The organism is Phenylobacterium sp., from assembly GCF_025934275.1.
Classification (GTDB): Bacteria; Pseudomonadota; Alphaproteobacteria; order Caulobacterales; family Caulobacteraceae; genus Phenylobacterium.
Window position 1 is genome coordinate 16,169 of sequence record NZ_JAICYI010000007.1, and the last position, 24,183, is coordinate 40,351.

At 68.4% G+C, this 24,183-nt stretch carries 28 protein-coding genes; 15 read left to right on the forward strand and 13 right to left on the reverse strand.

The features are described from left to right. Positions 1-104: 104 nt before the first annotated feature. The gene (locus Q0W60_RS03195; RefSeq protein WP_297692498.1) at positions 105-530 is read left to right on the forward strand and encodes a GNAT family N-acetyltransferase; all 426 of its coding nucleotides are present in this window, start codon (positions 105-107) and stop codon (positions 528-530) included. A gap of 82 nt (positions 531-612) precedes the next feature. Beyond that, positions 613-1,311, forward strand: coding sequence for a CcdC protein domain-containing protein (locus tag Q0W60_RS03200; RefSeq protein ID WP_297692500.1), 699 nt, complete (start codon positions 613-615; stop codon positions 1,309-1,311). A gap of 544 nt (positions 1,312-1,855) precedes the next feature. Here the strand turns inward: Q0W60_RS03200 and Q0W60_RS03205 are convergent. Further along, positions 1,856-2,818 (reverse strand): hypothetical protein, encoded by a 963-nt coding sequence (locus Q0W60_RS03205; protein WP_297692502.1) that lies wholly within the window; start codon positions 2,816-2,818, stop codon positions 1,856-1,858. A 225-nt stretch (positions 2,819-3,043) separates the two neighbouring features. Between Q0W60_RS03205 and Q0W60_RS03210 the strand changes: the two genes are divergently transcribed. Continuing rightward, positions 3,044-3,316 (forward strand): hypothetical protein, encoded by a 273-nt coding sequence (locus tag Q0W60_RS03210; RefSeq protein ID WP_297692503.1) that lies wholly within the window; start codon positions 3,044-3,046, stop codon positions 3,314-3,316. A 25-nt stretch (positions 3,317-3,341) separates the two neighbouring features. Here the strand turns inward: Q0W60_RS03210 and sdhD are convergent, their stop codons facing one another. Genes sdhD through Q0W60_RS03225 form a run of 3 tightly spaced genes read right to left on the reverse strand, consistent with a single transcriptional unit; the run spans position 3,342 to position 4,995 of the window. Continuing rightward, positions 3,342-3,728, reverse strand: coding sequence for a succinate dehydrogenase, hydrophobic membrane anchor protein (gene sdhD, locus Q0W60_RS03215; RefSeq protein ID WP_297692505.1), 387 nt, complete (start codon positions 3,726-3,728; stop codon positions 3,342-3,344). Positions 3,729-3,732: 4 nt separating this feature from the next. After that, positions 3,733-4,152 carry a succinate dehydrogenase, cytochrome b556 subunit gene (sdhC, locus tag Q0W60_RS03220; RefSeq protein ID WP_297692507.1) on the reverse strand — a complete coding sequence of 140 codons (420 nt, stop codon included), beginning with the start codon at positions 4,150-4,152 and terminating at the stop codon, positions 3,733-3,735. A gap of 3 nt (positions 4,153-4,155) precedes the next feature. After that, positions 4,156-4,995: a succinate dehydrogenase iron-sulfur subunit gene (locus Q0W60_RS03225; protein WP_297692509.1), complete on the reverse strand. Its 840-nt coding sequence runs from the start codon at positions 4,993-4,995 to the stop codon at positions 4,156-4,158. A gap of 190 nt (positions 4,996-5,185) precedes the next feature. Here Q0W60_RS03225 and Q0W60_RS03230 point away from each other — a divergent pair, with 190 nt between their 5' ends. The 3 genes from Q0W60_RS03230 to Q0W60_RS03240 are packed head-to-tail and all read left to right on the forward strand — an operon-like array spanning position 5,186 to position 7,577. Next, positions 5,186-5,587, forward strand: coding sequence for a hypothetical protein (locus tag Q0W60_RS03230; protein WP_297692511.1), 402 nt, complete (start codon positions 5,186-5,188; stop codon positions 5,585-5,587). Further along, complete coding sequence (locus Q0W60_RS03235; RefSeq protein WP_297692513.1) at positions 5,580-5,819, forward strand: DUF2945 domain-containing protein; 240 nt, start codon at positions 5,580-5,582, stop codon at positions 5,817-5,819. The genes Q0W60_RS03230 and Q0W60_RS03235 overlap by 8 nt, the downstream gene beginning before the upstream one ends. Positions 5,820-5,840: 21 nt before the next feature. Beyond that, positions 5,841-7,577 carry a molybdopterin-dependent oxidoreductase gene (locus tag Q0W60_RS03240; protein WP_297692515.1) on the forward strand — a complete coding sequence of 579 codons (1,737 nt, stop codon included), beginning with the start codon at positions 5,841-5,843 and terminating at the stop codon, positions 7,575-7,577. Positions 7,578-7,603: 26 nt separating this feature from the next. On the opposite strand, the gene Q0W60_RS03245 is transcribed toward Q0W60_RS03240, so the two are convergent. Then, the gene (locus tag Q0W60_RS03245; protein WP_297692516.1) at positions 7,604-8,029 is read right to left on the reverse strand and encodes a nuclear transport factor 2 family protein; all 426 of its coding nucleotides are present in this window, start codon (positions 8,027-8,029) and stop codon (positions 7,604-7,606) included. Between the two features lie 385 nt (positions 8,030-8,414). Between Q0W60_RS03245 and Q0W60_RS03250 the strand changes: the two genes are divergently transcribed. From Q0W60_RS03250 to Q0W60_RS03280, 7 genes are all read left to right on the forward strand, one after another. Then, complete coding sequence (locus Q0W60_RS03250; RefSeq protein ID WP_297692518.1) at positions 8,415-8,819, forward strand: DUF488 domain-containing protein; 405 nt, start codon at positions 8,415-8,417, stop codon at positions 8,817-8,819. A gap of 91 nt (positions 8,820-8,910) precedes the next feature. Next, positions 8,911-9,546 carry a DUF2231 domain-containing protein gene (locus Q0W60_RS03255; RefSeq protein WP_297692520.1) on the forward strand — a complete coding sequence of 212 codons (636 nt, stop codon included), beginning with the start codon at positions 8,911-8,913 and terminating at the stop codon, positions 9,544-9,546. Positions 9,547-9,739: 193 nt separating this feature from the next. Further along, positions 9,740-11,500, forward strand: a complete 1,761-nt coding sequence (locus Q0W60_RS03260) for a family 1 glycosylhydrolase (protein WP_297692522.1) — start codon at positions 9,740-9,742, stop codon at positions 11,498-11,500. Continuing rightward, positions 11,497-12,030: a hypothetical protein gene (locus tag Q0W60_RS03265; RefSeq protein ID WP_297692524.1), complete on the forward strand. Its 534-nt coding sequence runs from the start codon at positions 11,497-11,499 to the stop codon at positions 12,028-12,030. The genes Q0W60_RS03260 and Q0W60_RS03265 overlap by 4 nt, the downstream gene beginning before the upstream one ends. A gap of 199 nt (positions 12,031-12,229) precedes the next feature. Continuing rightward, positions 12,230-12,697: a DUF2231 domain-containing protein gene (locus Q0W60_RS03270; RefSeq protein ID WP_297692526.1), complete on the forward strand. Its 468-nt coding sequence runs from the start codon at positions 12,230-12,232 to the stop codon at positions 12,695-12,697. A gap of 142 nt (positions 12,698-12,839) precedes the next feature. Continuing rightward, the gene (locus Q0W60_RS03275) at positions 12,840-13,454 is read left to right on the forward strand and encodes a heme-binding protein (RefSeq protein ID WP_297692528.1); all 615 of its coding nucleotides are present in this window, start codon (positions 12,840-12,842) and stop codon (positions 13,452-13,454) included. A 136-nt stretch (positions 13,455-13,590) separates the two neighbouring features. Beyond that, complete coding sequence (locus tag Q0W60_RS03280; protein ID WP_297692530.1) at positions 13,591-14,169, forward strand: VOC family protein; 579 nt, start codon at positions 13,591-13,593, stop codon at positions 14,167-14,169. A gap of 155 nt (positions 14,170-14,324) precedes the next feature. Here Q0W60_RS03280 and Q0W60_RS03285 read toward each other — a convergent pair whose 3' ends face one another. Together Q0W60_RS03285 and Q0W60_RS03290 are read right to left on the reverse strand one after the other, a co-directional pair. Beyond that, positions 14,325-15,005, reverse strand: a complete 681-nt coding sequence (locus Q0W60_RS03285) for a VC0807 family protein (RefSeq protein ID WP_297692532.1) — start codon at positions 15,003-15,005, stop codon at positions 14,325-14,327. Beyond that, positions 15,005-15,778, reverse strand: a complete 774-nt coding sequence (locus Q0W60_RS03290) for an SDR family oxidoreductase (protein WP_297692534.1) — start codon at positions 15,776-15,778, stop codon at positions 15,005-15,007. Before Q0W60_RS03290 ends, Q0W60_RS03285 begins: the two co-directional genes overlap by 1 nt. A 120-nt stretch (positions 15,779-15,898) precedes the next feature. On the opposite strand from Q0W60_RS03290, the gene Q0W60_RS03295 reads away from it, so the two are divergent. Further along, on the forward strand, positions 15,899-16,510 hold the full coding sequence (locus tag Q0W60_RS03295) for a TetR/AcrR family transcriptional regulator (RefSeq protein ID WP_297692536.1): 612 nt from the start codon (positions 15,899-15,901) through the stop codon (positions 16,508-16,510). A 132-nt stretch (positions 16,511-16,642) separates the two neighbouring features. Here the strand turns inward: Q0W60_RS03295 and metH are convergent, their stop codons facing one another. The 6 genes from metH to Q0W60_RS03325 are packed head-to-tail and all read right to left on the reverse strand — an operon-like array spanning position 16,643 to position 23,492. Next, positions 16,643-19,285, reverse strand: coding sequence for a methionine synthase (gene metH, locus Q0W60_RS03300; protein WP_297692538.1), 2,643 nt, complete (start codon positions 19,283-19,285; stop codon positions 16,643-16,645). Continuing rightward, positions 19,285-19,986, reverse strand: coding sequence for a gamma-glutamyl-gamma-aminobutyrate hydrolase family protein (locus Q0W60_RS03305; RefSeq protein ID WP_297692540.1), 702 nt, complete (start codon positions 19,984-19,986; stop codon positions 19,285-19,287). Before Q0W60_RS03305 ends, metH begins: the two co-directional genes overlap by 1 nt. Continuing rightward, the gene (locus tag Q0W60_RS03310; RefSeq protein WP_297692542.1) at positions 19,983-20,534 is read right to left on the reverse strand and encodes a pyridoxamine 5'-phosphate oxidase family protein; all 552 of its coding nucleotides are present in this window, start codon (positions 20,532-20,534) and stop codon (positions 19,983-19,985) included. The genes Q0W60_RS03305 and Q0W60_RS03310 overlap by 4 nt, the downstream gene beginning before the upstream one ends. After that, positions 20,531-21,595: a homocysteine S-methyltransferase family protein gene (locus tag Q0W60_RS03315; RefSeq protein WP_297692544.1), complete on the reverse strand. Its 1,065-nt coding sequence runs from the start codon at positions 21,593-21,595 to the stop codon at positions 20,531-20,533. The genes Q0W60_RS03310 and Q0W60_RS03315 overlap by 4 nt, the downstream gene beginning before the upstream one ends. Beyond that, positions 21,592-22,524, reverse strand: a complete 933-nt coding sequence (metF, locus tag Q0W60_RS03320; protein WP_297692546.1) for a methylenetetrahydrofolate reductase [NAD(P)H] — start codon at positions 22,522-22,524, stop codon at positions 21,592-21,594. Before metF ends, Q0W60_RS03315 begins: the two co-directional genes overlap by 4 nt. Next, complete coding sequence (locus Q0W60_RS03325; RefSeq protein WP_297692548.1) at positions 22,521-23,492, reverse strand: metalloregulator ArsR/SmtB family transcription factor; 972 nt, start codon at positions 23,490-23,492, stop codon at positions 22,521-22,523. Before Q0W60_RS03325 ends, metF begins: the two co-directional genes overlap by 4 nt. Before the next feature lie 117 nt (positions 23,493-23,609). On the opposite strand from Q0W60_RS03325, the gene Q0W60_RS03330 reads away from it, so the two are divergent. Beyond that, on the forward strand, positions 23,610-24,164 hold the full coding sequence (locus Q0W60_RS03330) for a hypothetical protein (protein WP_297692550.1): 555 nt from the start codon (positions 23,610-23,612) through the stop codon (positions 24,162-24,164). Positions 24,165-24,183 lie beyond the last annotated feature (19 nt).

Consider the following 24,183-nt stretch of genomic DNA (forward strand, 5'->3'; position numbering starts at 1 on the left):
CCGCGCGCGCGGGCTCCCTGGCTTGACCTCCCGTCCGCAAGCCTCAACCCGCCAAGCGCCGCCGCTGTTCCGCCGCTCCGCCGGGCGCCTTAGAACGAGGCGCCATGACCACCTACGCCATCGCCCGCGCGGCCGATCCGGTCCGCGCCCACGAAGCCATCTGGGCCCACCTGCTGGCCTTCAACCAGGCCGCCGTGGGCGACGCCGAGGGGGCGCCGTTCGCCCTGGAGATCACCGCCGACGGCGACCCGGCCGTGCGCGGCGGGCTCTGGGCGGCCTCGCTGTGGGGCTCGTTCTACATCGGCCTGGTGATCACGCCGGCCGAGGCGCGCGGCCACGGGCTCGGCCGCGAGCTGATGCGACGCGCCGAGGCCGAGGCCCGCGCCCGCGGCTGCCGCCAGATGTGGCTCGACACCTTCGCCTTCCAGGCGCGGCCGTTCTACGAGCAGCTGGGCTTCACGCTGTTCGGCCAGATCGACGGCCCGCCGCCGATCTTCCCGCGCTACTTCATGCAGAAGCTGCTGGACTGACCCCGCCTCGCGGGCCTGGATTGCATCGGCGACCCGCCTCGCTCATCATCCGGGGCCGAACAGCAACGGGCGGGGGTGCGTTGTGGGAAGCGATCCAGGTCATCTGTCGAGCGGCGCGCTGGTCAGCGTCGTGATCGTGGCGGGGTTGATGCTGTGGCGGGTGGCGCGGATGGGCGCGCTCACCGGCCAGACGCGGCCGCTGGACATGGGCCGGCTGTGGATCGGGCCGCTGCTCTACATCGGCCTGGGCGCCCTGGTCATCGCCGCCCAGCCGCCGCAGGGCCTCGAGTGGCTGTGGCTGATCGCCGGCGCGGCCATCGGCGGCATGCTCGGCTGGTGGCGCGGCAAGACCATCGAGATCATCGTCCACCCGGGCCTGGGGACGCTCAGCGCCCGCACCTCGTCGGCCGGCGCGGTGTTCCTGATCGGCCTCATCGCGCTGCGCTACGGCCTTCGCTACCTGCTGGTGGGCGAGGCCGGTGCGCTGCACCTGACGGTCAAGGTGGTGACCAGCCTGTTCCTGGCCTTCGCGCTCGGACTGATGGTCATGCAGCGAGTGGAGATGACGCTCCGCGCCAACCGCCTGCTGACCGAGGCCACGGCCGCCGCAGGCCCGGGCGCGCTCCAGTCGGCCGCCCCGAACGTCCCGGCGGGCGGCCCCGACGGCGCGCCGGCCGCGGCGGCGACGGCGCGGGCCGGCATGTCGAGCCTGCAGCTCATCCTCATGGCCGCGGCGGTCTTCGCGGCCGTCGTCATCATCGGCCTCACCCTGCCCCGCTGAGCCTACGGCTCGCCGCGATCAGCGACGCCGCAGTCTCCACCGTGCCGATCCTTAACTGGCCCGGGCCTGCGTGGCGTGATCCCCCTGCGCGTGGGAGGTGACGCATGGGGGCGACATCGGTCCTGGCGGCAGGCGCAAGGCGCAGGCCCCCGCACCTCGCGGCCTGGGCCTGGCTGATCGCGGCGCTGGCGGCGCTCGCGGAGCGCCGCGCCGACGCCTTCGGCGTCCACGTCGCGGGCAGCGGCACGGCCGCCGCCGCCATGATCGCCCGCTCGGACGCCTGCGCCCACGCCCGCCCGCCTGCGGGCCGGCTCGAGACCCTCTACCGGCTAAACCACCCCACCACCGCCGAGCGCATCGCTGCGCTGCGCGCCATGGGCGGGCTGAGCCGCATCCTCCCTCGCTCATCCCCACGCAAGCGGGGACACAGGCAGCGGGACAGTGGAGATTCCGATCATCTTCCGGCTGCGGCGGTAGCTGCGGCAGTGCGGAAATGCGGCGTCAATGGAGGGCCGGCGCCTATGCTCAATCGGGGAGCGACCGCTCAATGCCCCCCCGCCGCGGCGCGCGCCCGCGATTCCTCGTACCGGGCGCCGGCGAGCTCATTGGCGAGCGAGTAGTTGCCTTCATGGCAGGCGTGCTCGTGCACCGGCTGGTCGGTCCGGTACCAGGAGAACTCCGCCAGCCACGGCGCGGCGTAGGTCTTCGGGTCGACCACCGTGAACTGGTAGAGGAGCTCGCGCTCCGAGATGGGCGTCAGGCGCTCGATCACCGTCGCCGAGCCCGGAACCAGGTAGTTCGGGAACCCGCGCTTGCGCTCGGAGTCGGGCAGGCCGACCGTCTCGATGACCAGGGTCGGGCCGTCCCAGTGGCCGACCGAGTCCCCCAGGCTCCAGGCGACCGCCTTCGGGCGGTGCGGACCGCGCAGCGGCACGATCCGCACCTCGTCGCCATACTCGGTGTGCAGCACCACGAAGCCGGGCGTGATCAGGATCTGCAGCGCGTTCTCGAAGACGAAGCTGGTGAGCGGCGGCACGCCGAGGCCGAACAGGCACCGCTCGTCGGGCGAGCGGTCCTCCGGATTGTCGAAGCTCCTGGGCTTGGCGTGCGCGGTCAGCTCGGCGCGCCCGGCGGCGGTCAGCGGCAGCTTGCCGTCGGCCGGCAGCACCACGGCGCGCGTGCGCCGCTGGCCGCGCACGATCGGCAGGCCGTCGCTGGCGGCGATGTCGGCCGGGGCTTCCGGGTCGAGGGTCGCCTCGAAGATCTTCGATATCTTCCCGCCCACGCTTGCCGCGATCTTCTTCGCCTCGGCCTCGGAGACGACCAGATCCGGCGTTTCGGGCGTCGATTCCATCGAGAGGATGATGTTCGCCGTCCAGGTTCCTTCCAGGCTGGGGCGGCCCCGGCTGGGCGGATAGGCATGGGTTGGGGGCCCGGCGGCGGCGGCCGGCGCATGCGCCACCGCGCAGGCCAGCAGCAATCCGGCGACGGCCAGTCTCATCCGCATGAAGGCTCCCCCGGCGCCGTCTGCCGATACCGATGTTCTAGGGCGGCGCCGCGGCCGTGTCGATCAACCGGCGCGGGCGTCCAGGAGCGGACATTCCGCCCGGCGCCAGACATTTGGGGAGCGCCGAACGTCCGATACGGCGGAGCTGGGTGCGTCGTGTTGAAGCCCTCATATGCATGACGACGCCGTCGCCAGGCGACGGGATGTGAGCCGTGAGGACGCGCAATGACCCATGAATACGGCGAGTCGATCAACCCGGAAGTGATCGAGGCCGCGGTCGTGATGACGCTCAAGCTACGGAGGGAAGCGCCAGGGGTCGCCCTGGAGACTCAGGTCGATCAAGCGGTCCACCTGTCCTTCTGCGCCTGCGTCATCGACGATGAGGATGCGATCGAGAAGGGCCTCTCGGGAACCCACGCGGCGATGATCGTCGAGGTCACGCGGCGGGTAGAGAGTTTGTTGGCCAATCCCCCGCCGACGGCGACGGAGAGGCGCTAGGGTAGGATCCGGCTCGCGTCGCCGCTCACGGGCTGAAGACGATGCGGAGGGTGGCCACGATACCGGCGGACGCGAGGGCGAGGCAGCCCAGGCGAACCGCAATCAGCGCCGCGAACCTTGCGTCCGAGTGGACGTAGTCCTCGATCACCACCTGGAGGCCCAACGCCGTGTGGTGGAAGAGGGCCAGCAGAAGGACAATCATCGCGAGGCTGGCGAGCGGCGTCTTCAGCCACGTGATGACCGCGTCGTAGTCGCCTCCGGCATGGGCGATGACCGAGCCCAGAAACCACACCGTGAGCGGCACAAGGGCGACGGCGGAAACCCGCTCCGCCCACCAGTGCTTGACGCCGCCTTTGGCCGAGCCAAGTCCCTCGGCCCGCGCCAGGGGCGAGCGCATATCCCTGCTGTCCACCGTTCTATCCCGCCAAGAGCAAGCTGACCGTCCAGGCCGCCACTGTAAGCGCCACGCTGCCCCCGACGACCGCCCATCCGGAGATGTAGATCGACCGCAGCTCGAAACCGTGAACGGTGTCCCAGACCAGGTGGCGGATGCCGCCGCACAGGTGCAGGAAGAAGGCGAAGGTGAAGCCGAACAACACGATCCGGCCGCCCCAGGAGGAGCCGACGCCATGTACCGCGCCGTAGGCTCGTGGCCCCATGGCCGCCGCGGTCAGCCAGATGACCAAGCCAACGGCTCCGAGACTCAAGACCACGCCGGTGATCCGGTTGGCGATCGACAGGACCGACGTCAATTGCGGCCGGTAGATCTGGATATTCGGCGACAGCGGCCGGCGCCGCGCGACCGTCACGTCCGAAATGCTCGGCTTTGAATTCACGGGTCAGCCCTCCCGCTCGACGACCATCTTCTTGATCTCGGCGATGGCCTTGCCCGGGTTCAAGCCCTTGGGACAGGTCCGGGTGCAGTTGAGGATGGTGTGGCACCGATAGAGGCGGAATGGGTCTTCGAGGGTGTCGAGGCGCTTTTCCTTGGCCTCGTCGCGGCTGTCGGCCAACCAGCGCCATGACTGCAGCAGGACGGCGGGACCGAGGAAGCGATCGCCATTCCACCAATGGCTCGGGCAGCCGGACGTGCAGCAAAAGCAGAGAATGCATTCGTAGTAGCCATCGACCTGGCTTCGCTCCTGCGGCGACTGAAGGCGTTCCTTCTCCGGCGTCGGCGTCGTGGCGTGGAGCCACGGTTCGATCATCTCGTATTGGGCGAAGAGATGGGTCGTGTCCGGGACGAGGTCCTTGATGACCGGCAGGTTCGCCAGCGGATAGATCGTCGCCGGCTTGCTCATGTCGGAGATGAACCGGGTGCAGGCGAGCCAATTGGTCCCGTCCAGGGTCATGGCGCACGATCCGCAGACGCCCTCGCGACAGGAGCGGCGGAAGGCGAGCGTCGAGTCCACCTTGTTCTTGATCCAGATGAGCGCGTCGAGGACCATCGGCCCGCAGTCGTCGAGGTCCACCTCGAAGGTGTCGATACGCGGATTTCCATCGCGCTCCGGGTCGTAGCGATAGACCTCGAACGTCTTGATCCGCGATGCGCCCGGAGGCGCCGGCCACGTCCGGCCCTTCTCGATGCGGGATTCCGGCGTCACCTTGAAGTTTCGCGGCACCGGAAAGCGCTTGAGCAGCGTGAAACGGGCGACCTGGTCCGAGGACTCGACGATCATCGTCGCTTCGCCCCAACTCTGACGCGCCCCCCGAGCTGTGAACTGGAGTGTAGGGCGGCGCTGGCCGAACGCGGTCCCGTTGTAGCGGCGTTCAAGGAAAACTGAACCGCAGCCAGGGCCCGACCGTTCCCTTGTTTTCGTGTACACCGCTTCAGCAACCTCGTCTCACGACATTTACGAAGGGGTCCTCATGCCTGGCGAGAAGCCCAGCTTCGCAGATCCCCTGCAGTTGCGCGAACAGGCGCTGTCGAGGTGGGATGACGAAGGGGGCGCCCTTCGCGACGGGCCGCAAGAAGGCGCGATACCTAGCGAACCGCGCCTGGTCGAAGACCCACGGCTGACCAATGCCGAGCTCGTGCAGCTGCGGGTCCGCGTGATTGCGCTGGAAAACCTGGTGATCGCCCTGCTCGCCGAGGGCCCCGATCGCCAGATCGCGGTCGCCCGCGAGATGGCCGCCTACATCTCGCCAAGGCCGGGTTGCACGCACCATCCTCTGACGATCCACGCCGCCTCCCATATGATCGATTTGATCGAGCGCGCCGGGTGCTTCCGAACAGAAGATGCGGAGGAGGAGGCGGACCGCGATGGCTGAGCGGTTCAAGGTCGGCGATCGGGTGAGCTGGAATTCCGAAGCGGGGCGCGTCAGCGGCACGATCATCGCGGTGCATACCCGCGACGTCGACTACAAGGGCCACACCCATCACGCGAGCCCCGAGACGCCGCAGTACGAGATCAAGAGCAGCAAGACAGATCACGTCGCCATGCACCTGGGCGCGGCGCTCAGCCGCTTGCGCCGCCAGGCGAAGTCCGACCGAGGCGGCTGATCGACCGGAAGGCGAACGGCCATGACCGACGACCCAACGAGGCTCGCGACGCCTGAGCCGTTGGAAACCGCCCTCAGCGGCGCCGACGACCGCCTGCTCCTCACCCACTGGCTTCCGCCACAAGAAGGCATTGTCCCGCGCGTGCGCTTCGGACGGCGCTGGATTAGCGTGCTATGGGCTCTGCCGCTGGGCGCGGCCGGGTTGGTCGTGCTGATCGCCATCGCCCAGAGCCTGCGTGAACTTCCTGGCGTGCAGGCGTTCATCAAGGCCAATCCGGGCATCGCCCAGGGCGCTCCATCCATAGATTCCGGATTCCCCTGGTGGCTGCAGCTTCAGCACTTCGCCAACATGGTCTTCATGCTCTTCATCATCCGGGCGGGCATGCAAATCCTGGCAGATCACCCAAGGCTCTATTGGAAGCGTGATTCCACGCCCGGGACCGACTGGTTCCGCTTCCAGAAGCCCGTTCCCAAGGGCCGGATCTGGACCTCGAAGGACGATTCCGTGACCATCCCGGCGTGGCTGGGCATTCCCGGCGTGCGCCATTCGCTGGGCCTCGCCCGTTGGTGGCACTTCTCGATGAACCTGCTGTGGGTGATCAACGGCGTGCTCTTCTACGTCCTGTTGTTCGCCACCGATCAATGGCGCAGGCTGGTGCCGCTGACGTGGGGCGTCTTTCCGGCGGCGCTATCGACGGCGATCCAATATGCGTCGCTGAACTTCCCGGTCGACCACAGCTGGACCCGCTACAACGGCCTTCAGCAGCTCAGCTATTTCGTCACCGTCTTCGTCGCCGCGCCGGTCTCGATCCTCACGGGACTGATGCAGAGCCCCGCGATCTCCAACCGACTGGGCGGGTTGGGCCGGCTCCTCAACCGACAGGCGATGCGGTCGGTCCACTTCATCTCCTTCGCGTGGTTCGTCGCCTTCATCCTGGCGCACGGGATCATGGTGTTCGTCACCGGCCTGCGAGAGAACACCAACCACATGTTCGCCGGCGTCGAGAACAATTCCTGGGCCGGGCTCCCGCTGTTCCTGGTGGCGATGGCCATCCTGGCGGCCGCTTGGATCCTCGCCTCGCCGTTCACGCTCAGGCATGCCCGGCTGGTGCAGCGGACGGGAGCCTTCATGATCGGCTGGCTGAAGGCCCTGGCCGAACACGGCGATCCCCGCTCGCAGCTCACCGAGAAGGACATTTCGCCGTTCTTCTGGCCGAACGGCACCATGCCGACGTCGGCGGAGTATGAGGCCCTGCTGGCGAACGACTTCGTCTCCTATCGCCTCCGGATCAGCGGCCTCGTCGAGGCTCCCCGGGAGTTTTCGTTGGCGGACCTCAAGGCCATGACCAAACAGGAGCAGATCACCAACCATTTCTGCATCCAGGGCTGGTCGGGCGTGGCCAAGTGGGGTGGCGTTCCGATGCGCGACATCCTGGATCTCGTTCGGCCGACGCCGGGGGCGCGCTACGCGGTTTTCTACTCCTTCGCCGACGGCGCGGACGGCGGGCGCTACTACGACGTCCACCAGCTGTTCAACATGCGCCACGACCTGACCCTCCTCGCCTACGAGATGAACGGCGGCCCCCTCAGCGTCCTGCACGGTGCGCCCCTCCGGCTGCGCTGCGAAAACGAGCTGGGCTTCAAGATGGTCAAGTGGATCGCGGCGATCGAGTTCGTGAGCGACTTCGCCCACCTGGGCGCCGGCCAGGGCGGCTACAACGAGGACCACGAGTTCTACGGCTATCGAATGCCGATCTGAGGGGATGTCGCCGGTGGTCGCGGCTCTCAGAGAGGATGCGGCGGCGAGTATGTCGGCGCGCGCATCAATTGGGAGGACTGCCAGGCCAGGAGCTTCCATTCGGAGCCGCGCGCGCGCCAGACCCGCATGTTCCGGAGGTGATAGACCTGCTGGTCGCCGGCCAGGCGAGCGTGACCCAGCATCATGCCAACCAGGATGATCACATCGCCGTCCACGCGATGGTCGGTCTCGGTCAGGTCGAAGTCGCCGGAATAGGTCAGCTCGTGGGAGCGCACCGCCGCCGTATAGGTGTGCTTGTCGTAAAGCGTCCCATCGCTGTTTATGTAGATGAACTTCTCGTCGAGAATCCGGTCCATGGCGTCCGCGTCGTTCTTGCGGATCGCGATACGGCGGACCTGTTCCAGTTGCCGAACTGCATCGAGCGCGATCCGCTCGCCATCGTTTTCTGACATTTGTCTGCACCCGTTCTCAGCGAAGTCGCCTCGCTCAATCGGGAGGAACGCTCATGGCGCCGCACGTACGGATTCGGCGGGCTGAGCCCTGGCCGTTGAAGGCGCGGACGCGACGCACATCGGAGGTCCGGGTCGACCACGGAGGTTCCTGGCAAAGCGCCTCCCGGCTGCGCCGGAGACGTAGGGCCGGAGACGTAGGGATGCAACCCGCCAAATCCTCTCGCGTTCCGATATATTTTCATGAGCCCGCCGCGGAACCGGATTCCCCGCCGATCACTTCAGACCATGGGCTCTGGCGCGCCTGGATTCTGGCGCACCTGGATCTCGATCCAATGTCGATGGCGCATCCAGGGATGTCGCGGCGACATCATTTTGGGCGATGCCGATGAGCAGCCAAATCGCCGCAGCAAATGTGAAGCTCAAGCGCGCCTATGAGCCCGCGGCGGAGAATGACGGCCCGCGGATATTGGTTGATCGACTGTGGCCGCGTGGCGTCTCCAAGGCCGAGGCGGCCCTGGACCGCTGGGAGAAGGACATCTCCCCCAGCACCACCTTGCGGAAGTGGTTCGGGCACGATCCGGCCCGCTGGGAGGAATTCCGCAGACGCTACGCCGCGGAGCTCCGCCAGCATCCCGAACTGTTGAGCAGTTTGCGCGCCTTGGCGCGAAAGCACCCGATCACCCTCGTCTATTCCGCCCATGACGAGGTCCACAATGACGCCGTCGTCCTGAGGGACCTCCTGCTGGGTCGCCCCCTGAAGCGCACATCCTCAGCTCACCGGTCTGGTTGATCGCCTACCCTCATTCCCGCCCACGGAGCGCCGCTCGACGCCCTCGAGGATCACCCCAGGAGCCGCCCAAATGGCTATTCGCCTTCAACAGATGCATCCCGCCATCGTCCATCTTCCTATCGCGCTGTTGCCGCTGGCGGTCGGCGCGGACGTTCTCGGACGCGCGGCCGGCAACCGGGGGCTTCTCTCGTTCGGGCAGAAGGCGATCTGCGTCGCGGCGGTCGGCGCGCTGGGCGCGCTCGCCAGCGGTCTCATCGCCGGGGAGGAGGTCAATGTCGAGGGCGAGTCTCGCGAGATGTTGATGACCCATCGCAACCTGAACCTGGCCGCGACCCTCGCGGCCACGGGGATGGCGATCTGGCGCGCCATGAATCGGCGGCCCAGCGCCGTCTACCTTGGCGTCGGCGTGGCCGGGATCGGGATCGTGGCTTACACCGCCTATCTTGGCGGCAAGCTCGTCTATGACACCGGCGTCGGGGTCGAGCCGGCTCACGGTGTCTATCGGGCCGATGCGCCGGCGCTGCGGGCCGGCCAGGCGCGCGCCTTCGTCAAGACGGCGGCGACGGATCTCGTGCATGGCGTGCAACACATGGCGCAGGAGGTGGGGAAAGGTCAGATCGTCCCGACCCTCGTGGCCGCCTACCGCAAGCGTCATGTCCCTGTGCAGTTAGCCGAGCCGGCCACGCCGGAGCCGTCGCACTCGCCTTCCACCACATACCCGAGTTGAAATCCGATCGCGGCCGTGGCGCGTGCGGCAGCTTCAATCGCCAAGATCGACTCGATGACCATCAGGGGGGCCATCCGGGCGCTTCCTGTCGGCGCCGGGTCGACGTCATCGACGCGTCGGGCCCTCCCCGTCCGTATCAAGTGCAACGCCGTGACGCCGATGTTCCTGCGGCCGCGCGAATGGCGCTGACGCAGTGATCCGCATCGTTTCAATCCACAAGGCTATCCTCGCCGGCGCGGCGGGGGCGATCGCGTGGGAAATCGTGCTGCGGCTGCTGCTTTTCGCCGGCCTGCCGTTGGTCGACATCGTCCGGGCCCTGGGCTCGGTCGTGGTTCCTGACGGGCCCACCTGGGCGTGGTGGACAGCCGGACTGCTCCTGCACACGCTGGTCGGGGTGATCTGGGCGGTGTTCTATGCCTACTTCTTCTGGTCCGTACTGGCCTGGCGACCGGTGTGGCAGGGGCTCGTCTTCGCGCTCATTCCGGCGGCGCTGGCGATACTCGTCGTCTATCCGCAGCTCCAGGCGATGCACGGCTCCGCGAGAGTCCTGCACATCCGCCCTTGGCAGTTGGTGGCCGAGACAAGCTGGCGTCAGCGAGGCGGTCTGCTGCTCGGCCACCTCGTCTTCGGTGCGGTCATGGGCGCCCTCTACACCCGCCCCGTCGGCTATCCCGCCGACCGGCCAAGACCCCCTACGCCCGCGCGAAAGAGGAGGCGAGCGCCCCCACGTAAAGTGCCGTCGCGGCCAGAGAGCGCCTTCATCTTCGCCACCGGCATCGAGTGCAGCTACCCGACCATCGAGGGCGGTCGCTGGCGCCGCGACCAGATGGCGGCGACAGGCCACTATCGGCGCTGGCAGACCGACTTTCAGCTATGCGTGGAACTGGGGCTCAGTCACCTGCGCTACGGGCCGCCCCTGCACCTGACCTTTCAGGGTCCAGGGCGCTACGACTGGTCCTTCACCGACCAGGTCATGGCGGCGATGCGCGAACTGGGGATCACGCCGATCATCGATCTATGCCATTTCGGCCTGCCGAACTGGTTGGGAAATTTCCAGAACCCCGAGGCGCCTGGCGCGCTCTGCGCCTACGCCGCCGCCTTCGCCAAGCGATATCCCTGGGTCCGCTTCTACACACCGGTCAACGAGATGTATGTCTGCGCCAAGCTCAGCGCGCTGAATGGCGCCTGGAATGAGCAGCGACAGGATGAGCGGTCCTTCCTGACTGCGGTGCGCCACCTGGCGAAGAGCAATATCCTGATGATGCAGGCGATCTTGCGGGAGCGCCCCGATGCGGTGTTCGCGAACAGCGAGAGCGGTGAATTCTACCAGGCCGCCTCGCCCGAGCCCGAGATCGTTCGGATCGCAAACTTCGAAAACCAGCGGCGCTTCCTGACGCTCGATCTGCTTTACGCACATCCGGTCGACGAGACCATGCGCCGCTATTTGCGCGATCAAGGGATGCCGGACGACGAGTACCACTGGTTCATGGCCCAGGAGACGCCGCGGCGCGCCATACTGGGCATCGACTACTATCTCTGGAATGAGCAGCTCATCGATACGGAAGGGCGCCCGCAAGCGCTCGGCGAGCTCTTCGGTTGGTACGTGGTCGCGGGTCAATATTGGGAACGCTACCGGCGCCCGATGATGCACACCGAGACCAACGTGATGGACGCGCGTGCGGCGCCGAGCTGGTTATGGCGTCAATGGTACAACATTCGCCTGATCCAGGCCGCCGGCGTGCCGGTCGTGGGTTTCACCTGGTACAGCCTCACGGACCAGGTCGACTGGGATATCGGCCTTACCAAGGCGCTCGGCAACGTGAACCCCGTCGGCCTGTTCGATCTCAATCGTGACCCGAGATCGGTTGCGCAGGCCTACAAGCATCTGATCGACACCTTTGGCGAGGAGCCGGCGATTCGGGAGTGCCCCGCGCTGAAGGAGCTCCTGCGATGATCAGCTTCGTGCGCGCCCACGGCTACGACCCCGGTCCGACGCAGCGCCCCATGCTGGCGGGCGCGATCACCGGCCTGCTGGCGAGCGTTCCCGGCGGCCTGGTGTTCGTGGGCTTCGGCTCGTTCCGCGTGCTCGTCGACGACGTCTTTCGAACGTCGAGGTCATGGACCGCGGTGCTCATGCTCGCGGCCTGCATCCTCGCCGGGCTGTTGTACGGCGCGGTCTTCCAACGGGCTGCGAACGACCGGCGCGCCGGCTGGCTCATAGGACTCGCCTACGGCTTCATCCTTTGGATCGCCGCGCCGGTCGTCACCCTTCCCCTGATCCAGAGGTCGGCGATGGCGGGGGGCGACGCCGCGGTCGGGTTTCTGGTCGCCTTCCTGACCTGGGGCCTTGTCGCCGGCCTGCTGTTTCCCTACGTGCACCGGCCGCTGCACGCCAACCTCGAGACGGTCAAGGGCGGCTCTTCCCAGCGCCTCGGTCCGGAGGCCGACATGTTGAAGCAGCCTCCAGCCCCGCAGCCCGTGTAAGACCCGGCGCCGTTAGCAGCCTACCCTCGCCGCGATGCCGCCACCGATGGAACATCTTCGATCCGTCTGCTGTTCCTCGCAGGCGAAGCTCCGAATCCGAAATGAGCGTGGAGCTTCGGCAAACGGATATCCAACCAGTCAGAGAACAACCTCGCCTGCGCAAGCCGCCGAAGCTCTGCCGCATGGAAGAGACAGACCAATGACTTCGCTTCATCCCAAGAGCACCGCGGTCATTGGGGGGCATCCCATCCACCCGATGCTGGTGAATTTCCCGATTACGTTCTTCACTGCAGCCCTGGCCACGGACATCGCCTACTGGCGAACCGCTGCGACGATTTGGGCGGTCGCCTCAACGTGGCTTCTCGGCGCCGGACTGGTCATGGCGGCGTTGGCTGCGATCGCCGGCCTGACGGACTTCCTGGGCAGTCGACAAATCCGGACGCTCAAGGCGGCCTGGCATCATATGATCGGGAATGTCTCGGCAGTTGTCTTGTCGCTGGTCAATTTCGTGCTCCACCTCCGAGGGGGCGACGCAGCGGTGCTGCCGACCGGGCTGGTCTTGTCGGCGATCGTGGTCGCCATCCTGCTGTTCACGGGATGGCTGGGCGGCGAAATGGTCTTTCGCCACGGAGTAGCGGTCGCGGACGACGCCGATCGCGGCCAATGAGCCGTCCTTGAGGCCTCCGGCCGGCGCAGCGCGAATTGTCTGCAATCCGCCAGGAGCGGTGCTACGCTCCGTCCCACGGACCGGACATTCAGCACATGGCGACGTCGCCTCGCCGCGCGGTTGACCGACACGGGGACCTTCCATGAACCCGTGGCAGCTCCTCGTGCTCGCGCTCGAATCCGCTGTCCAGACCGTCGGCGTCCGCGCGGGCGTTGAGCAGCCGGAATATCGCACGCTTCAGAAGGCCGGCCCGCTGGAGCTGCGCGAATACCCGCCCCGCATCGTCGCCGAGACCACAGTCATGGGGAACGCGGAGGCGGCGCGAAACGCGGGATTCCGTAGGGTCGCCGCCTACATCTTCGGCGCCAATCGCGGCCATCAGGAGGTCGCCATGACCTCGCCGGTCGTCCAGCGCGGGGGCGAGCAGATCGCCATGACATCGCCGGTGGTCCAGGCCCCGAGCGGGAAGGCATGGAAAATCCAGTTTGTCATGCCTGCCAGGTACACATTGGACACCCTGCCTCAGCCCGCCGACCCCGAAGTGCGCGTGCGCCAGGAGCCCGCCGCCCGTTACGCCGTCCTCCGCTTCACCGGCAGCCGCTCGGCGGCCGCCGTCGAATCCCGGACCCGGATCCTGTTGCAGCAGGCCGCGGCCCACGGCTGGCGGACCAAGGGCGCCCCCGTCGGCTGGTTCTACGATCCCCCTTGGACGCTCCCGCCGCTGCGCCGCAACGAAGTGGCCGTCGAACTGGACTAGCGGCCGCGGCCGCCGCTCACGGGCCGCATTCCGGATTTGCCGCAGGCGGCCAAATCTCTAAAGTGAAGCCCTTCCATGTAGACCTGCGCACCCGTAAAAGACGCTCAACAGCAGAGTTCAGCACAGGAACCTCACGATGACCCGCAAGCCGATCAGGTTCGCCCACGTCGTCTATCGCACCCGCCGCTTCGAAGAGATGATCGGATGGTATGAGACGGTGTTCGGCGCCAAGGTGCAGCATGAGAATCCCGTCATGGCCTTCCTGACCTATGATGACGAGCATCACAGGTTCGCCTTTATCAACCTGGCGGTGATTGATCCGAATGGAACGCCTGACACCGACAGACGCGGGAAGGTCGGTGTCGACCACGTCGCCTACACCGACGCATCGATTACGGATCTGCTGGAGAACTACTCCGAGCTGAAGGCGAGGGGCATCGCGCCTTATTGGTGCGTACACCATGGCCTCACGGCTTCGATGTACTACGCCGACCCGGACGGCAATCAGATGGAGTTCCAGGTCGACGCGTTTTCCAGCGACGCGTGCAACGCATTCATCCGCAGCGAGCAGATGGGTCTCAATCCGGTCGGGGTGGAGTTCGATCCGGAGGACTGGCTCGCCCGACTGCGCGGCGGCGCGCCGGAGTCCGACCTGCTCGTGCGCAAGATCCACGAGCCGATCTCGCCCATCCGCGGATTTGTCGCGTCCGCGTAAAGCTGCCGGGCCGGGCTCGGCGAGAGCGATGGTCGTGGCCGACGAAGGACCGCCTATCCACCCTTAGCTGGGCGGCCGCCGCACTCACGCCCGCCGAGCGGAACAGCCGTTCCAGCGGCCGGACAGCCCAGCCGACGGGGCTTGCAACCCGGAGCTCAGGCGCTGGCCTGATGCTCCGCCGCCTGCGCCATGACGCGGCGAAGGGCGCGGGGCGCGTACCAGAAGGTCCAGGCGGTGAGCAGGGCGATCGCGCCATAGCTGATTGGGCCGCTCACCAGCAGGAAGAGCTTGATCGAGATGAGGAAGACGAGCGTGCAGTTGATGGCGCTCGTAGCGATCAACCCGAACGCCCAAGCCAGGGTCATCACCGTCATGGCGCGGCGGTAGGCGGGGTCTGCGCTGATCGCCTCGATCGCCGCGGGGTCCTTCGCCCGGCGGCGCGCGCCGGCGCGGGCCAGAAAGTACATCAGCGGCCGGCCGATCGCGGCCGAGCCCAGGAATACCAGGCCGACAACAGCGCTCACGAGGTTCTCACGCAGCTGCAGGACCTTGACGCCCCCGCCGCCGGCGAAGGCCAGCAAGGACAGGGCGATGCCCGCCAGCACGAGGAGGGCGATGGCGTCGACCTTGCGCGCCCGCACGAACTCCGCGATCGACCAGATGAGTGGCGGGACCGAGGCGGCCATCAGCGCCCGAACATCGCCCAGGTCGTCGCGGGTCAGGCTGTAGATGGCGAACGGCAGGGCGAAGTTGGCGACGATCTCCAAGGCGGCCCTGGCGCCGTGGGCGCGGAGGTAGGCGGCGGCTCGCGCGCGCCGCGAAGGCGTGGTTGGCATCACGGGGCTCCCAAGGCGCGGCGCTCGGCGCCGCCGTCCACGAACACGACCTGAGCGGTCATCACCGAATTCTCGGCCCCTACGCACCAGGCGAGCGCTGCAGCGGCCTGGTCCGGGCGGCCGGGGAAGACGCCCGCCAGCGGGACCATCGCGGCCGCCTGGGCGCGCAGGTCCGGGTCGGCGAAGATCGGCGCCGCGGCCGGCGTGTCGAAAAAGCCCATGGCCACGACGTTCAGCGGAATGCCCGCCCCGGCCCACGGCGGCTCGATCGCGGTGCGCCGGCACCAGCTGTTCAGCGCGAGCTTGGCGGCGCCGTAGAGCGCCAGCGGGTCGTCCAGCCTGAACGCCTCGCGGCCGGCCGCGACGGCCGCGGGCTCGTCCATCGCCAGGCACGCCTCCAGAACCGTGGGGTCGGGCGTGCGCAGGCACGCGATCGAGGAGGTGGCGACGGCGCGCGGCGCCGGGCTTTGCCACAACAGCGGGCGAAGGCCCTCGAGCGTGGCGACAGCGCCGAAGAAGTTGAGCGCCAGGTGGATGTCCGGCATGCCGCCGCCGGCGTTGGCGACCACGCCGTCGAGCCGCCCGCCGCAGAGCCGGCCGACCTCTTCCACCAGGGCCGCTCGGCCCTCCGGCGTGGCGAGGTCAGCGGTCACGTCGGCGTCGTGGAGGTCGCAGGCGATCACCCGGCCCCCACCCTCGCGCAGGCGCCGCGCCGTTGCCGCCCCGATGCCGGAGGCGGCGCCGGTGACCGCATAGGTCCGGTCTTGATGCATGGCCGATCTCACCCGCTTTCGTACCGAACCGTACCGTTCGGTACGGCTTGATAACCCGGCTGCATCTGATAGGCAAGGGCCGGAACAGAGCCTCTGGCATCAAGCGCGGAGCGAGACCGGATGGGTGGCGCGGCGGGCGAGACCACGGCCAAGGAGGCGCGGCGGCGGGAGATCCTCGACGCCGCCTTCGCGGAATTCGCGGCCAAGGGCTATGGCGGGGCCAGCATGGCCGCCATCGCCCAGCGCGCGCGGGCCTCCAAGGAGACGCTCTACGCCTGGTTCGGCGACAAGGAGCGGCTGTTCACCACCCTGCTGGAGAGCCGGCTTGGGGGGATGAAGACCCGCACCGCCCTGGCCGCCACGGAAGAGCCCTCCGCCAGCCATGTCCTGCCGGTGCTCGCCGAGGACATCCTGCGCTTCATGCTGGAGATGGCCCCGCTCAGCGAGGCGATGGCGGCCGGTGCGGCCGGCGACCGCGCCCTGGAGCTGGCCGGCCAGGCGATTCGCCAGGAGCGGGGGCGTTTTGTCGACTACCTGCTGCGCTGCCGCGAGCGCGGGGAGATCGCCTTCGACGACGATCCGTTCGAGCTCGCCTCCCTGTTCGTGGCCATGGCCGAGGGCGAATGGAGCCTGCGGCTCAGCACCGGCATGACGCCGGCGCTGACCGACGAGATCATCGCCGAGCACGTCCGGCGCGTGACGCGGATCTTCCTGAAGGGCTTGGCCCCATAGAGCATCGCGCGGAATGGGTCGATTTTCCCCGCTGGCTCCGCGCCAGGAATAGGAGGTTCGAGGCTCCGCTGCGGATCCGCATCGCAAGCAGACCTCTCAACGAAAGAGACGCGTGACGAGCCGATGTGACCCCTACCCATAGTTCAGCACCGGCCCGAGCCAGCGCTCGGCCTCGGCGAGCGTCCAGCCCTTCCGGCGGGCGTAGTCCTCCACCTGGTCCTTCTCGATCCGGCCGACGCCGAAATAGAAGCTCTCCGGGTGCGAGAAGTAGAGGCCCGAGACCGCCGCGGGCGGGGTCATGGCCAGGCCCTCGGTGAGTTCGATGCCGGCGGCGGCGGTGGCGTCAAGCAGGCGGAACAAGGTCAGCTTCTCGGTGTGGTCGGGCTGGGCGGGGTAGCCGGGGGCGGGGCGGATGCCGCGATATTTCTCGGCGATCAGGGCCTCGACGTCGAACGGCTCGTCGGGGGCGTAGCCCCAGAGCTCGGTGCGCACGCGCCGGTGCAGGGCCTCGGCGAAGGCCTCGGCCAGCCGGTCGGCGACGGCGGTGGAGAGGATCGCCGAATAGTCGTCGCCCTTGGCGCGGAACTCGGCGGCCAGCTCCAGCTCGCCGTGGCCGGCGGTGACCGCAAAGCCGCCGATCCAGTCGGGCTTGGTCCCCACCGGCGCCACGAAATCGGCCAGCGCCATGTTCCTCTGCTCGCCCGATTTCAGCATCTGCTGGCGCAGCGTGTGCAGCCGGGCGAGCTCGGCGGTGCGGGTCTCGTCGGTGAAGAGCACGATGTCGTCGCCACAGGCGTTGGCCGGCCAGAAGCCCACGACCCCGCGCGCCTCCAGCAGCCCCTCCTGGATGATCTTCGCCAGCATCGCCTGGCCGTCGCGGAACAGCTCGCGCGCCGCCTCGCCGACCACGTCGTCCTCGAGGATGTCCGGGTAGCGGCCGACCAGCTCCCAGCTCGCGAAGAACGGCGTCCAGTCGATGTGGCGGGCGAGGTCGGCCAGCTCGTAGGGGGCGAAGGTGCGGGTCCCGGTGAACGTCGGCTTCGGCGGATCGTAGGCGGCCCAGTCGGGCGTCCAGGCGTTGGCCCGCGCCTGGGCGAGCGCGGCGCGCGCGCGCGTCCCCTGGCCGCGGGCGAAGGCGGCGCGCACCTTCTCGTAGTCGGCCGCGGTGTCGGCCAGGAACTTCGGCTTCTCGGTCGCCGACAACAGATTCGAGACCACCCCCACGGCGCGGCTGGCGTCCAGCACATAGACGGTGGGGCCGGCCTCGTAGCGGGGCGCGATCTTGACCGCCGTGTGGGTCTTCGAGGTCGTCGCTCCGCCGATCAGCAGCGGGACGGTGAAGCCGCGGCGCTGCATCTCGCCCGCCACGAAGGCCATCTCGTCGAGCGAGGGGGTGATCAGGCCCGAGAGGCCCACCAGGTCGCAGCCCTGCCGCTCGGCCTCGTCGAGGATGCGGTCGGCCGGGACCATCACGCCAAGGTCGATCACCTCGTAGTTGTTGCACTGCAGGACCACGCCCACGATGTTCTTGCCGATGTCGTGGACGTCGCCCTTGACGGTCGCCATGACGATCTTGCCGGCGTGCTCGCGCGGCTTGCCCTCCTTCTCGGCCTCCATGAACGGCAAGAGGTAGGCGACCGCCTGCTTCATCACCCGCGCCGACTTGACCACCTGCGGCAGGAACATCTTGCCCGAGCCGAACAGGTCGCCGACCACGTTCATGCCGTCCATCAGCGGGCCTTCGATGACGTGCAGCGGGCGCTCGGCCTTGGCGCGCGCCTCCTCGGTGTCGGCCTCGATGAAGTCGGTGATCCCGTGCACCAGGGCGTGGGAGAGCCGCGCCTCGACCGGCAGGCTGCGCCAGGCGAGCGCGGGCCCCTTGGCCTCCTGCTTGCCGCCCTTGTACTTGGGCGCGAGCTCCAGGAGCCGCTCGGTCGGATTGGGGGTCTTGGCCGACTTGCGGTTCAGCACCACGTCCTCGACCGCCTCGCGCAGCTCGGCGGGGATGTCGTCGTAGACCGGCAGCTCGCCGGCGTTGACGATGCCCATGTCCATGCCGGCGGCGATCGCGTGGTACAGGAACACCGAGTGGATCGCCCGGCGCACCGGCTCGTTGCCGCGGAAGCTGAACGAGACGTTGGAGACCCCGCCCGAGATCCGCGCGTGGGGGAGCATCTGCTTGATGCGCCGGGTCGCCTCGATGAAGTCGACGGCGTAGTTGTCGTGCTCCTCGATCCCGGTGGCGATGGCGAAGATATTCGGATCGAAGATGATGTCTTCCGGCGGAAATCCGATCTCTTCGGTCAGTATCCGATAGGCGCGCTCGCAGATCGCGACCTTGCGGCTCGCGGTATCCGCCTGCCCCTGTTCATCGAACGCCATGACCACGACCGCCGCGCCGTAGCGCAGGCACTTCTTCGCCTGCTCGACGAACTTCTCCTCGCCTTCCTTCATCGAGATCGAATTCACGATCGCCTTGCCCTGCACGCACTTCAGCCCGGCCTCGATCACGTCCCACTTCGAGCTGTCGATCATCACCGGCACGCGGGCGATATCCGGCTCGGCCGCCATCAGGTTGAGGAACGTCCGCATCGCCGCGACCGAGTCCAGCAGGCCTTCATCCATGTTGACGTCGAGGACCTGCGCGCCGGCCTCGACCTGCTGCCGCGCCACCGACAGCGCCGCGGGATAGTCCCCGTCCGCGACCAGCTTGCGGAAGCGCGCCGAGCCGGTGACGTTCGTCCGCTCGCCGATGTTGATGAAGGTGGGGCGCATCAGCTCGCTTTGGCCCGCCTGCGCGACGAACTGGAGGATGCCGCCGCCACCAGCCCCCGGAACACCCCCGCGCCGGGGTGGTCGGGCTCGAGCAGCTCCTGGTGCCACTGGATGCCCAGGGCGAAGCCGGCGCCCGCCAGCTCGATCGCCTCGACGGTCCCATCGGCGGCCCGCGCGCTGACCACGCAGCCGCCCGGCTCGACGACGGCCTCGTTGTGGAAGGTGTTGACCGTGAGCCGCTCGCCGACCAGCGCCGCGAGCCGGGTGCCGGCCACCGTGCGCACCTCGTGCGTGCGGCCCTTGTCGTTGTGGTCCGGCACGGAGGCGGTGAGTTTCGCCCCGTTCAGCGCCGCAAGCACCTGCATGCCGGCGCAGATCCCGAGCACCGGCTTGCCCGCGCCGAGGAAGCCGCGCACGAGCGCGATCTCCACGACCAGCCTATCCGCCTGCGGCGAGGCGGCCGGCGCGCCGGCGTACCAGTCGGCGGGCATGGCGTAGCGGCCGCCCACGGTCATCAGGGCGTCGAACCCTTCCAGCACCGGGCCCACCGTCGCCGGCTCGTACGGCACGCCGAATGCGAGGCCGCCGGCCCGCAGGACGCCCGCGAAATACCCCTTCGCCGCCTCGTAGCGCGTGCCGCCGCTGGAGGTGTTCTCGTCCATCAGCACCGCCACGCGGGGACGTCCTGCAGCCTGGGTCACTCCGGCCTCACCAGCGCGGGCAGGCCGTCGATGGAGAGGGCGTCCGATGCGTACCTTCGCTCGGCCCATTCCGCGAACGGGCGATGGTCCACGTAGCGCTTCAGCTGTTCGCGCTCGCCCTTGAACTCGAAGAACGGCACGCCCCAGCCGCAGCTGTCGGCGATCCGGTCGACGTCGACGACGATCACGGCGCGCGCCCGCTCGAAGGTGGAGAACAGGGCTTTGAGCTGCGCGAACCCCGCTTCGCCGAACGTGACCGCCCGCCCGCGTCCATGCAGCCGCAACACGTTGGCTGGCCCTTCGAAAGCGCAGAACATCAGGGTGATGCGGCCGTTCTCTCGCACGTGCGCCAAGGTCTCCGCCCCCGAGCCGCCGAGGTCGAGGTAGGCGATCGTCCGCTCGTCGATCACCGCCAGGCTGTCGTAGCCTTTCGGCGAGACGTTCACGTGCCCGTCCGCCCCCAGGGGCGCCGTCGCGACGAAGAATATCCTCTGGGCCATGATGAAGCGGATGAGCTTGTCGTCGAGCCGCGCGTGGACCGTGCTCATGAGGCGAGCTCGAAGGGCTCCAGGCCCGCGAGGCGCAGCGCCGTCGCCCGCTCGGGCACTGCTCGCGGCTTCAGGCCCCGCACCGCGTCGGCCACGTGCCGGATGTGCTCCGGCGTGGTCCCGCAGCAGCCGCCCAGGATATTGACGATGCCGGCCTCGGCCCACTCGTGCAGCTGATGGCCGGTCTGGTCCGGGGTCTCGTCGTACTCGCCCATGGCGTTGGGCAGGCCCGCGTTCGGGTAGGCGGAGACCAGGGTGTCGGCGATGCGGGCGAGCTCGGCGATGTGCGGCCGCATCAGCTCGGCCCCCAGCGCGCAGTTCAGGCCCACCGCGAAGGGCTTCGCATGCTTCACCGAGTTCCAGAACGCCTCCACCGTCTGGCCCGAGAGCGTGCGCCCCGAGCGGTCGGTGATGGTGCCGGAGATCCAGATCGGCAGCGGCTCATAGCCCTCGTCCTGCAGGTCCAGGATCGCCTTGATCGCGGCCTTGCAGTTCAAGGTGTCGGTGATGGTCTCGATCAGGAACAGGTCGACCCCGCCCTCGTGCAGCGCGCGCACCTGCTCGAGATAGGCCTGATAGACCTGATCGAACGTGACCTTGCGCGCGCCCGGATCGTTCACGTCGGAGCTCATCGAGAGCATCACCGGGAGCGGCCCGATCGAGCCGGCGATGAAGCGCGGCTTGTCCGGCTCCTTCGCGGTCCAGCGATCGGCGATCTCGCGGGCGATCCGCGCGCCCTCGAAGTTGACGTCGCGCACCGCGGCTTCCAGCCCGTACTCGGCCTGGGCGATCGAAGTGGCGGAGAAGGTGTTGGTTTCGCTGATGTCCGCGCCGGCGGCGAAATAGGCGTCATGCAGGCCGGCGATGATGTCGGGACGGGTGAGGCACAGGACGTCGTTGTCGCCCTTCAGCGGCAACCTATGATCCGCAAACCGCGCGCCCCGGTAGTCGGCCTCGGCGAGACGTTGCTTCTGGATCATCACGCCCCACGAGCCGTCGAGAATCAGGATGCGATCCTTGGCGGCCGCGTTCAGCGCGGCGATGCGTTCGGCCCGGGTCATGCCGCCGCCTCCTTCGGTTCCTTCGGGGATTCGCGCACGCCCAGCACCCGGCAGATGGCGTAGGTGAGCTCCGCCCGGTTCAGGGTGTAGAAGTGGAAGTCGCGGAAGCCTTCCTCAGCCAGCCTGGCGCACATCTCCGAGGCGACCGAGGCGGCGATCAGGCGGCGCGTCTCAGGATCCTGGTCCAGGCCTTCGAAAAGATTGGCCAGCCAGTTCGGAAGCGGCACGCCGATCGGGCCGGCCATGCGCTTCAGGCTCTTGAAGTTGGTCACCGGCATGATCCCGGGCACGATCGGGATCGTCACCCCGGCCTTGCGCACCCGGTCCATGAACCGCAGGAAATTGTCGAGATCGAAGAAGAAGTTGGTGATCCCGCGCGTGGCGCCGGCATCGACCTTGGCCTTCAGCACCTCGATGTCGCGCTCGAGCGAGCCGCTCTCGGGATGCGCGTGCGGATAGACGCCGACGCTGACCTCGAACGGCGCGACGGCGCGGATCGCCGCGGTGAGCTCGGTGGCGTTGTTGTAGCCGTCCGGGCGCGGCGCGTAGCGGCCGCCGATCTGGCCCGGCGGATCGCCGCGCAGGGCGACGACGTGGCGGATCCCGGCGGCCCAGTAATCGCGGATGACCTCGTCGACCTCCTCGCGGGCCGCTTCGACGCAGGTGAGGTGCGCGGCGGGCTTGAGCGCCGTCTCCTGCACCATGCGCACGACGGTGCGGTGGGTGCGATCGCGCGTCGATCCGCCCGCGCCGTAGGTCACCGAGACGAACGAAGGCTGCAGCGGCTCCAGCCTTCGGATCGCCTCCCACAGGCTGTCTTCCGCCTCCGGGGTCTTGGGCGGCGAGAACTCGAAGGAGACCCGGGGCCTGGGCGCGCCGCCCACGCCGGCGCGAGCGACCGGCCCCAACGCTGTGTCGGAGGGATTCATGCGGCGACCCTTCGGCCGGCGGCCGCCCGCTCGGCCGTCCAGATCTTCACGGTGAGCCCCGCTTCGCGGGCGGGCGGCAGGGTCTCGACGGCGATGTTCGCCAGCGACTCGGCGCCCAGCCAGCGGCGCATCTCGGCGTCGGAGAAGCCCAGCCGGCGATGCTGGTGCTGCTCGCGGAGGAACTCCAGCCTGTGCGGCGCGAAGTCGACGATGATCAGCTTGCCGTCGAGCGCGGTGATGCGCGCGGCCTCCTTCACCGCGGCGGCGGGATCGGCGAGATAGTGCAGCACCTGGTGAACCACCACGAGGTCAGCCCAGCCATCCGGCAGCCGCGTGCCGAAGATGTCGCCGTGGCGCAGCTCGCAGCCTTCCAGGCGGGCCTCGGCGACGTGGTTGCGGGCGATGTTCAGCATCTGCTGCGAGAGGTCGAGGCCAAGCGCGGTCTCGGCCCGCGGACCCAAGAGGGTGAGCATCCGCCCCGTGCCGGAGCCCAGGTCGACGAGCCGGCGATAGGGACCGGGCCCGGCCGCCTGCAGGATCGCCGACTCGACCGAGACCTCGGACACATAGAGCGAACGGATCTCGTCCCAGCGGGCGGCGTTGCGGGCGAAGTAGTCGGAGGCCTCGGCGGCCCGCTCGGCGAACACCGCCGTGAGCCGATCAGCGTCGCGCACCAGCGCCGGGTCGCGCACATCGAGCCTGGCCAGCACCTCGCGAACCAGCTCGCCCGCTTGCCCCCCTCCGGCGAGCCGGTAGAACACCCAGGCGCCGTCGGGAAAGCGCTCGACGAGGCCCGCTTCGGCGAGCAGTTTCAGGTGGCGCGAGACGCGGGGCTGGCTCTGGTCGAGGACGCGGCAGAGCTCGAGGACGGCCAGCTCCTCGCGCGCGAGCAGCGCCAGGATGCGCAGGCGCGTGGGCTCGCCCGCCGCGCGCAGCACATCGACAGCCTGGCCCGCCCTGAGCTTCATATGTCATATAAAGATATCTTTATGTCTTTATGTCAAGAGGCATGGCGCGGCGTCCCGCCCGGGCCTTGCTGGCGTCGCTCTCCAAGCCGACCTATAGCCCCGCTGGGGTGATAGATCATGCGCCGCGTCCTGATCGTCGGGAATTCGGGTGGCGGGAAGTCGACCTTGGCGCGCGCCCTGGGCGAGGCGCTCGGTCTGCCCGTGATCCACCTGGACGTGCTCTACTGGCAGCCGGCCTGGACGCCAACCGACGAGGCGACCTTCCGCGGCAAGGTGGCCGCGGCGCTCGCCGCCCCCAGCTGGATTTGCGACGGGAATTTCGGCGGCAGCTGGGACCTGCGCATGCCGAGGGCCGACACCATCGTATGGCTGGACATGCCGCGGCTCGTGTGTCTGGCGCGGGCGATCTGGCGGGCCGCGACCTACCGCGACGGCGCGCGCCCCGACATGGCCGAAGGCTGCCGCGAGAAGTTCGACCTCGACTTCTACCGATTCATCTGGAGTTACGACCGCAAGGTGAAGCCCCGGCTGCAGGCGGCGCTCGCGACGCACGGCGCGCGCGCCCGCCTGATCCGCCTGCGCAGCAACCGTGAGGTCGCCGCCTTCCTCGCACAAGCCGCGCCGGGTGACGGAGGGTCCGTCTTGCCAAACGGCGCCTCCGGGTCAGAGTGAGCCGCGAGCGAGTTCGGTT

Excerpts from the sequence above, each read along its gene's own strand:
- Q0W60_RS03195 (WP_297692498.1), top strand. The coding sequence starts at position 105 with ATGACCACCTACGCCATCGCCCGCGCGGCCGATCCGGTCCGCGCCCAC.
- Q0W60_RS03205 (WP_297692502.1), bottom strand. The coding sequence starts at position 2,818 with ATGCGGATGAGACTGGCCGTCGCCGGATTGCTGCTGGCCTGCGCGGTG.
- Q0W60_RS03210 (WP_297692503.1), top strand. The coding sequence starts at position 3,044 with ATGACCCATGAATACGGCGAGTCGATCAACCCGGAAGTGATCGAGGCC.
- Q0W60_RS03225 (WP_297692509.1), bottom strand. The coding sequence starts at position 4,995 with ATGATCGTCGAGTCCTCGGACCAGGTCGCCCGTTTCACGCTGCTCAAG.
- Q0W60_RS03230 (WP_297692511.1), top strand. The coding sequence starts at position 5,186 with ATGCCTGGCGAGAAGCCCAGCTTCGCAGATCCCCTGCAGTTGCGCGAA.
- Q0W60_RS03235 (WP_297692513.1), top strand. The coding sequence starts at position 5,580 with ATGGCTGAGCGGTTCAAGGTCGGCGATCGGGTGAGCTGGAATTCCGAA.
- Q0W60_RS03240 (WP_297692515.1), top strand. The coding sequence starts at position 5,841 with ATGACCGACGACCCAACGAGGCTCGCGACGCCTGAGCCGTTGGAAACC.
- Q0W60_RS03245 (WP_297692516.1), bottom strand. The coding sequence starts at position 8,029 with ATGTCAGAAAACGATGGCGAGCGGATCGCGCTCGATGCAGTTCGGCAA.
- Q0W60_RS03250 (WP_297692518.1), top strand. The coding sequence starts at position 8,415 with ATGAGCAGCCAAATCGCCGCAGCAAATGTGAAGCTCAAGCGCGCCTAT.
- Q0W60_RS03255 (WP_297692520.1), top strand. The coding sequence starts at position 8,911 with ATGCATCCCGCCATCGTCCATCTTCCTATCGCGCTGTTGCCGCTGGCG.
- Q0W60_RS03265 (WP_297692524.1), top strand. The coding sequence starts at position 11,497 with ATGATCAGCTTCGTGCGCGCCCACGGCTACGACCCCGGTCCGACGCAG.
- Q0W60_RS03270 (WP_297692526.1), top strand. The coding sequence starts at position 12,230 with ATGACTTCGCTTCATCCCAAGAGCACCGCGGTCATTGGGGGGCATCCC.
- Q0W60_RS03275 (WP_297692528.1), top strand. The coding sequence starts at position 12,840 with ATGAACCCGTGGCAGCTCCTCGTGCTCGCGCTCGAATCCGCTGTCCAG.
- Q0W60_RS03280 (WP_297692530.1), top strand. The coding sequence starts at position 13,591 with ATGACCCGCAAGCCGATCAGGTTCGCCCACGTCGTCTATCGCACCCGC.
- Q0W60_RS03285 (WP_297692532.1), bottom strand. The coding sequence starts at position 15,005 with ATGCCAACCACGCCTTCGCGGCGCGCGCGAGCCGCCGCCTACCTCCGC.
- Q0W60_RS03290 (WP_297692534.1), bottom strand. The coding sequence starts at position 15,778 with ATGCATCAAGACCGGACCTATGCGGTCACCGGCGCCGCCTCCGGCATC.
- Q0W60_RS03295 (WP_297692536.1), top strand. The coding sequence starts at position 15,899 with ATGGGTGGCGCGGCGGGCGAGACCACGGCCAAGGAGGCGCGGCGGCGG.
- metH (WP_297692538.1), bottom strand. The coding sequence starts at position 19,285 with ATGCGCCCCACCTTCATCAACATCGGCGAGCGGACGAACGTCACCGGC.
- Q0W60_RS03310 (WP_297692542.1), bottom strand. The coding sequence starts at position 20,534 with ATGAGCACGGTCCACGCGCGGCTCGACGACAAGCTCATCCGCTTCATC.
- Q0W60_RS03315 (WP_297692544.1), bottom strand. The coding sequence starts at position 21,595 with ATGACCCGGGCCGAACGCATCGCCGCGCTGAACGCGGCCGCCAAGGAT.
- metF (WP_297692546.1), bottom strand. The coding sequence starts at position 22,524 with ATGAATCCCTCCGACACAGCGTTGGGGCCGGTCGCTCGCGCCGGCGTG.
- Q0W60_RS03325 (WP_297692548.1), bottom strand. The coding sequence starts at position 23,492 with ATGAAGCTCAGGGCGGGCCAGGCTGTCGATGTGCTGCGCGCGGCGGGC.
- Q0W60_RS03330 (WP_297692550.1), top strand. The coding sequence starts at position 23,610 with ATGCGCCGCGTCCTGATCGTCGGGAATTCGGGTGGCGGGAAGTCGACC.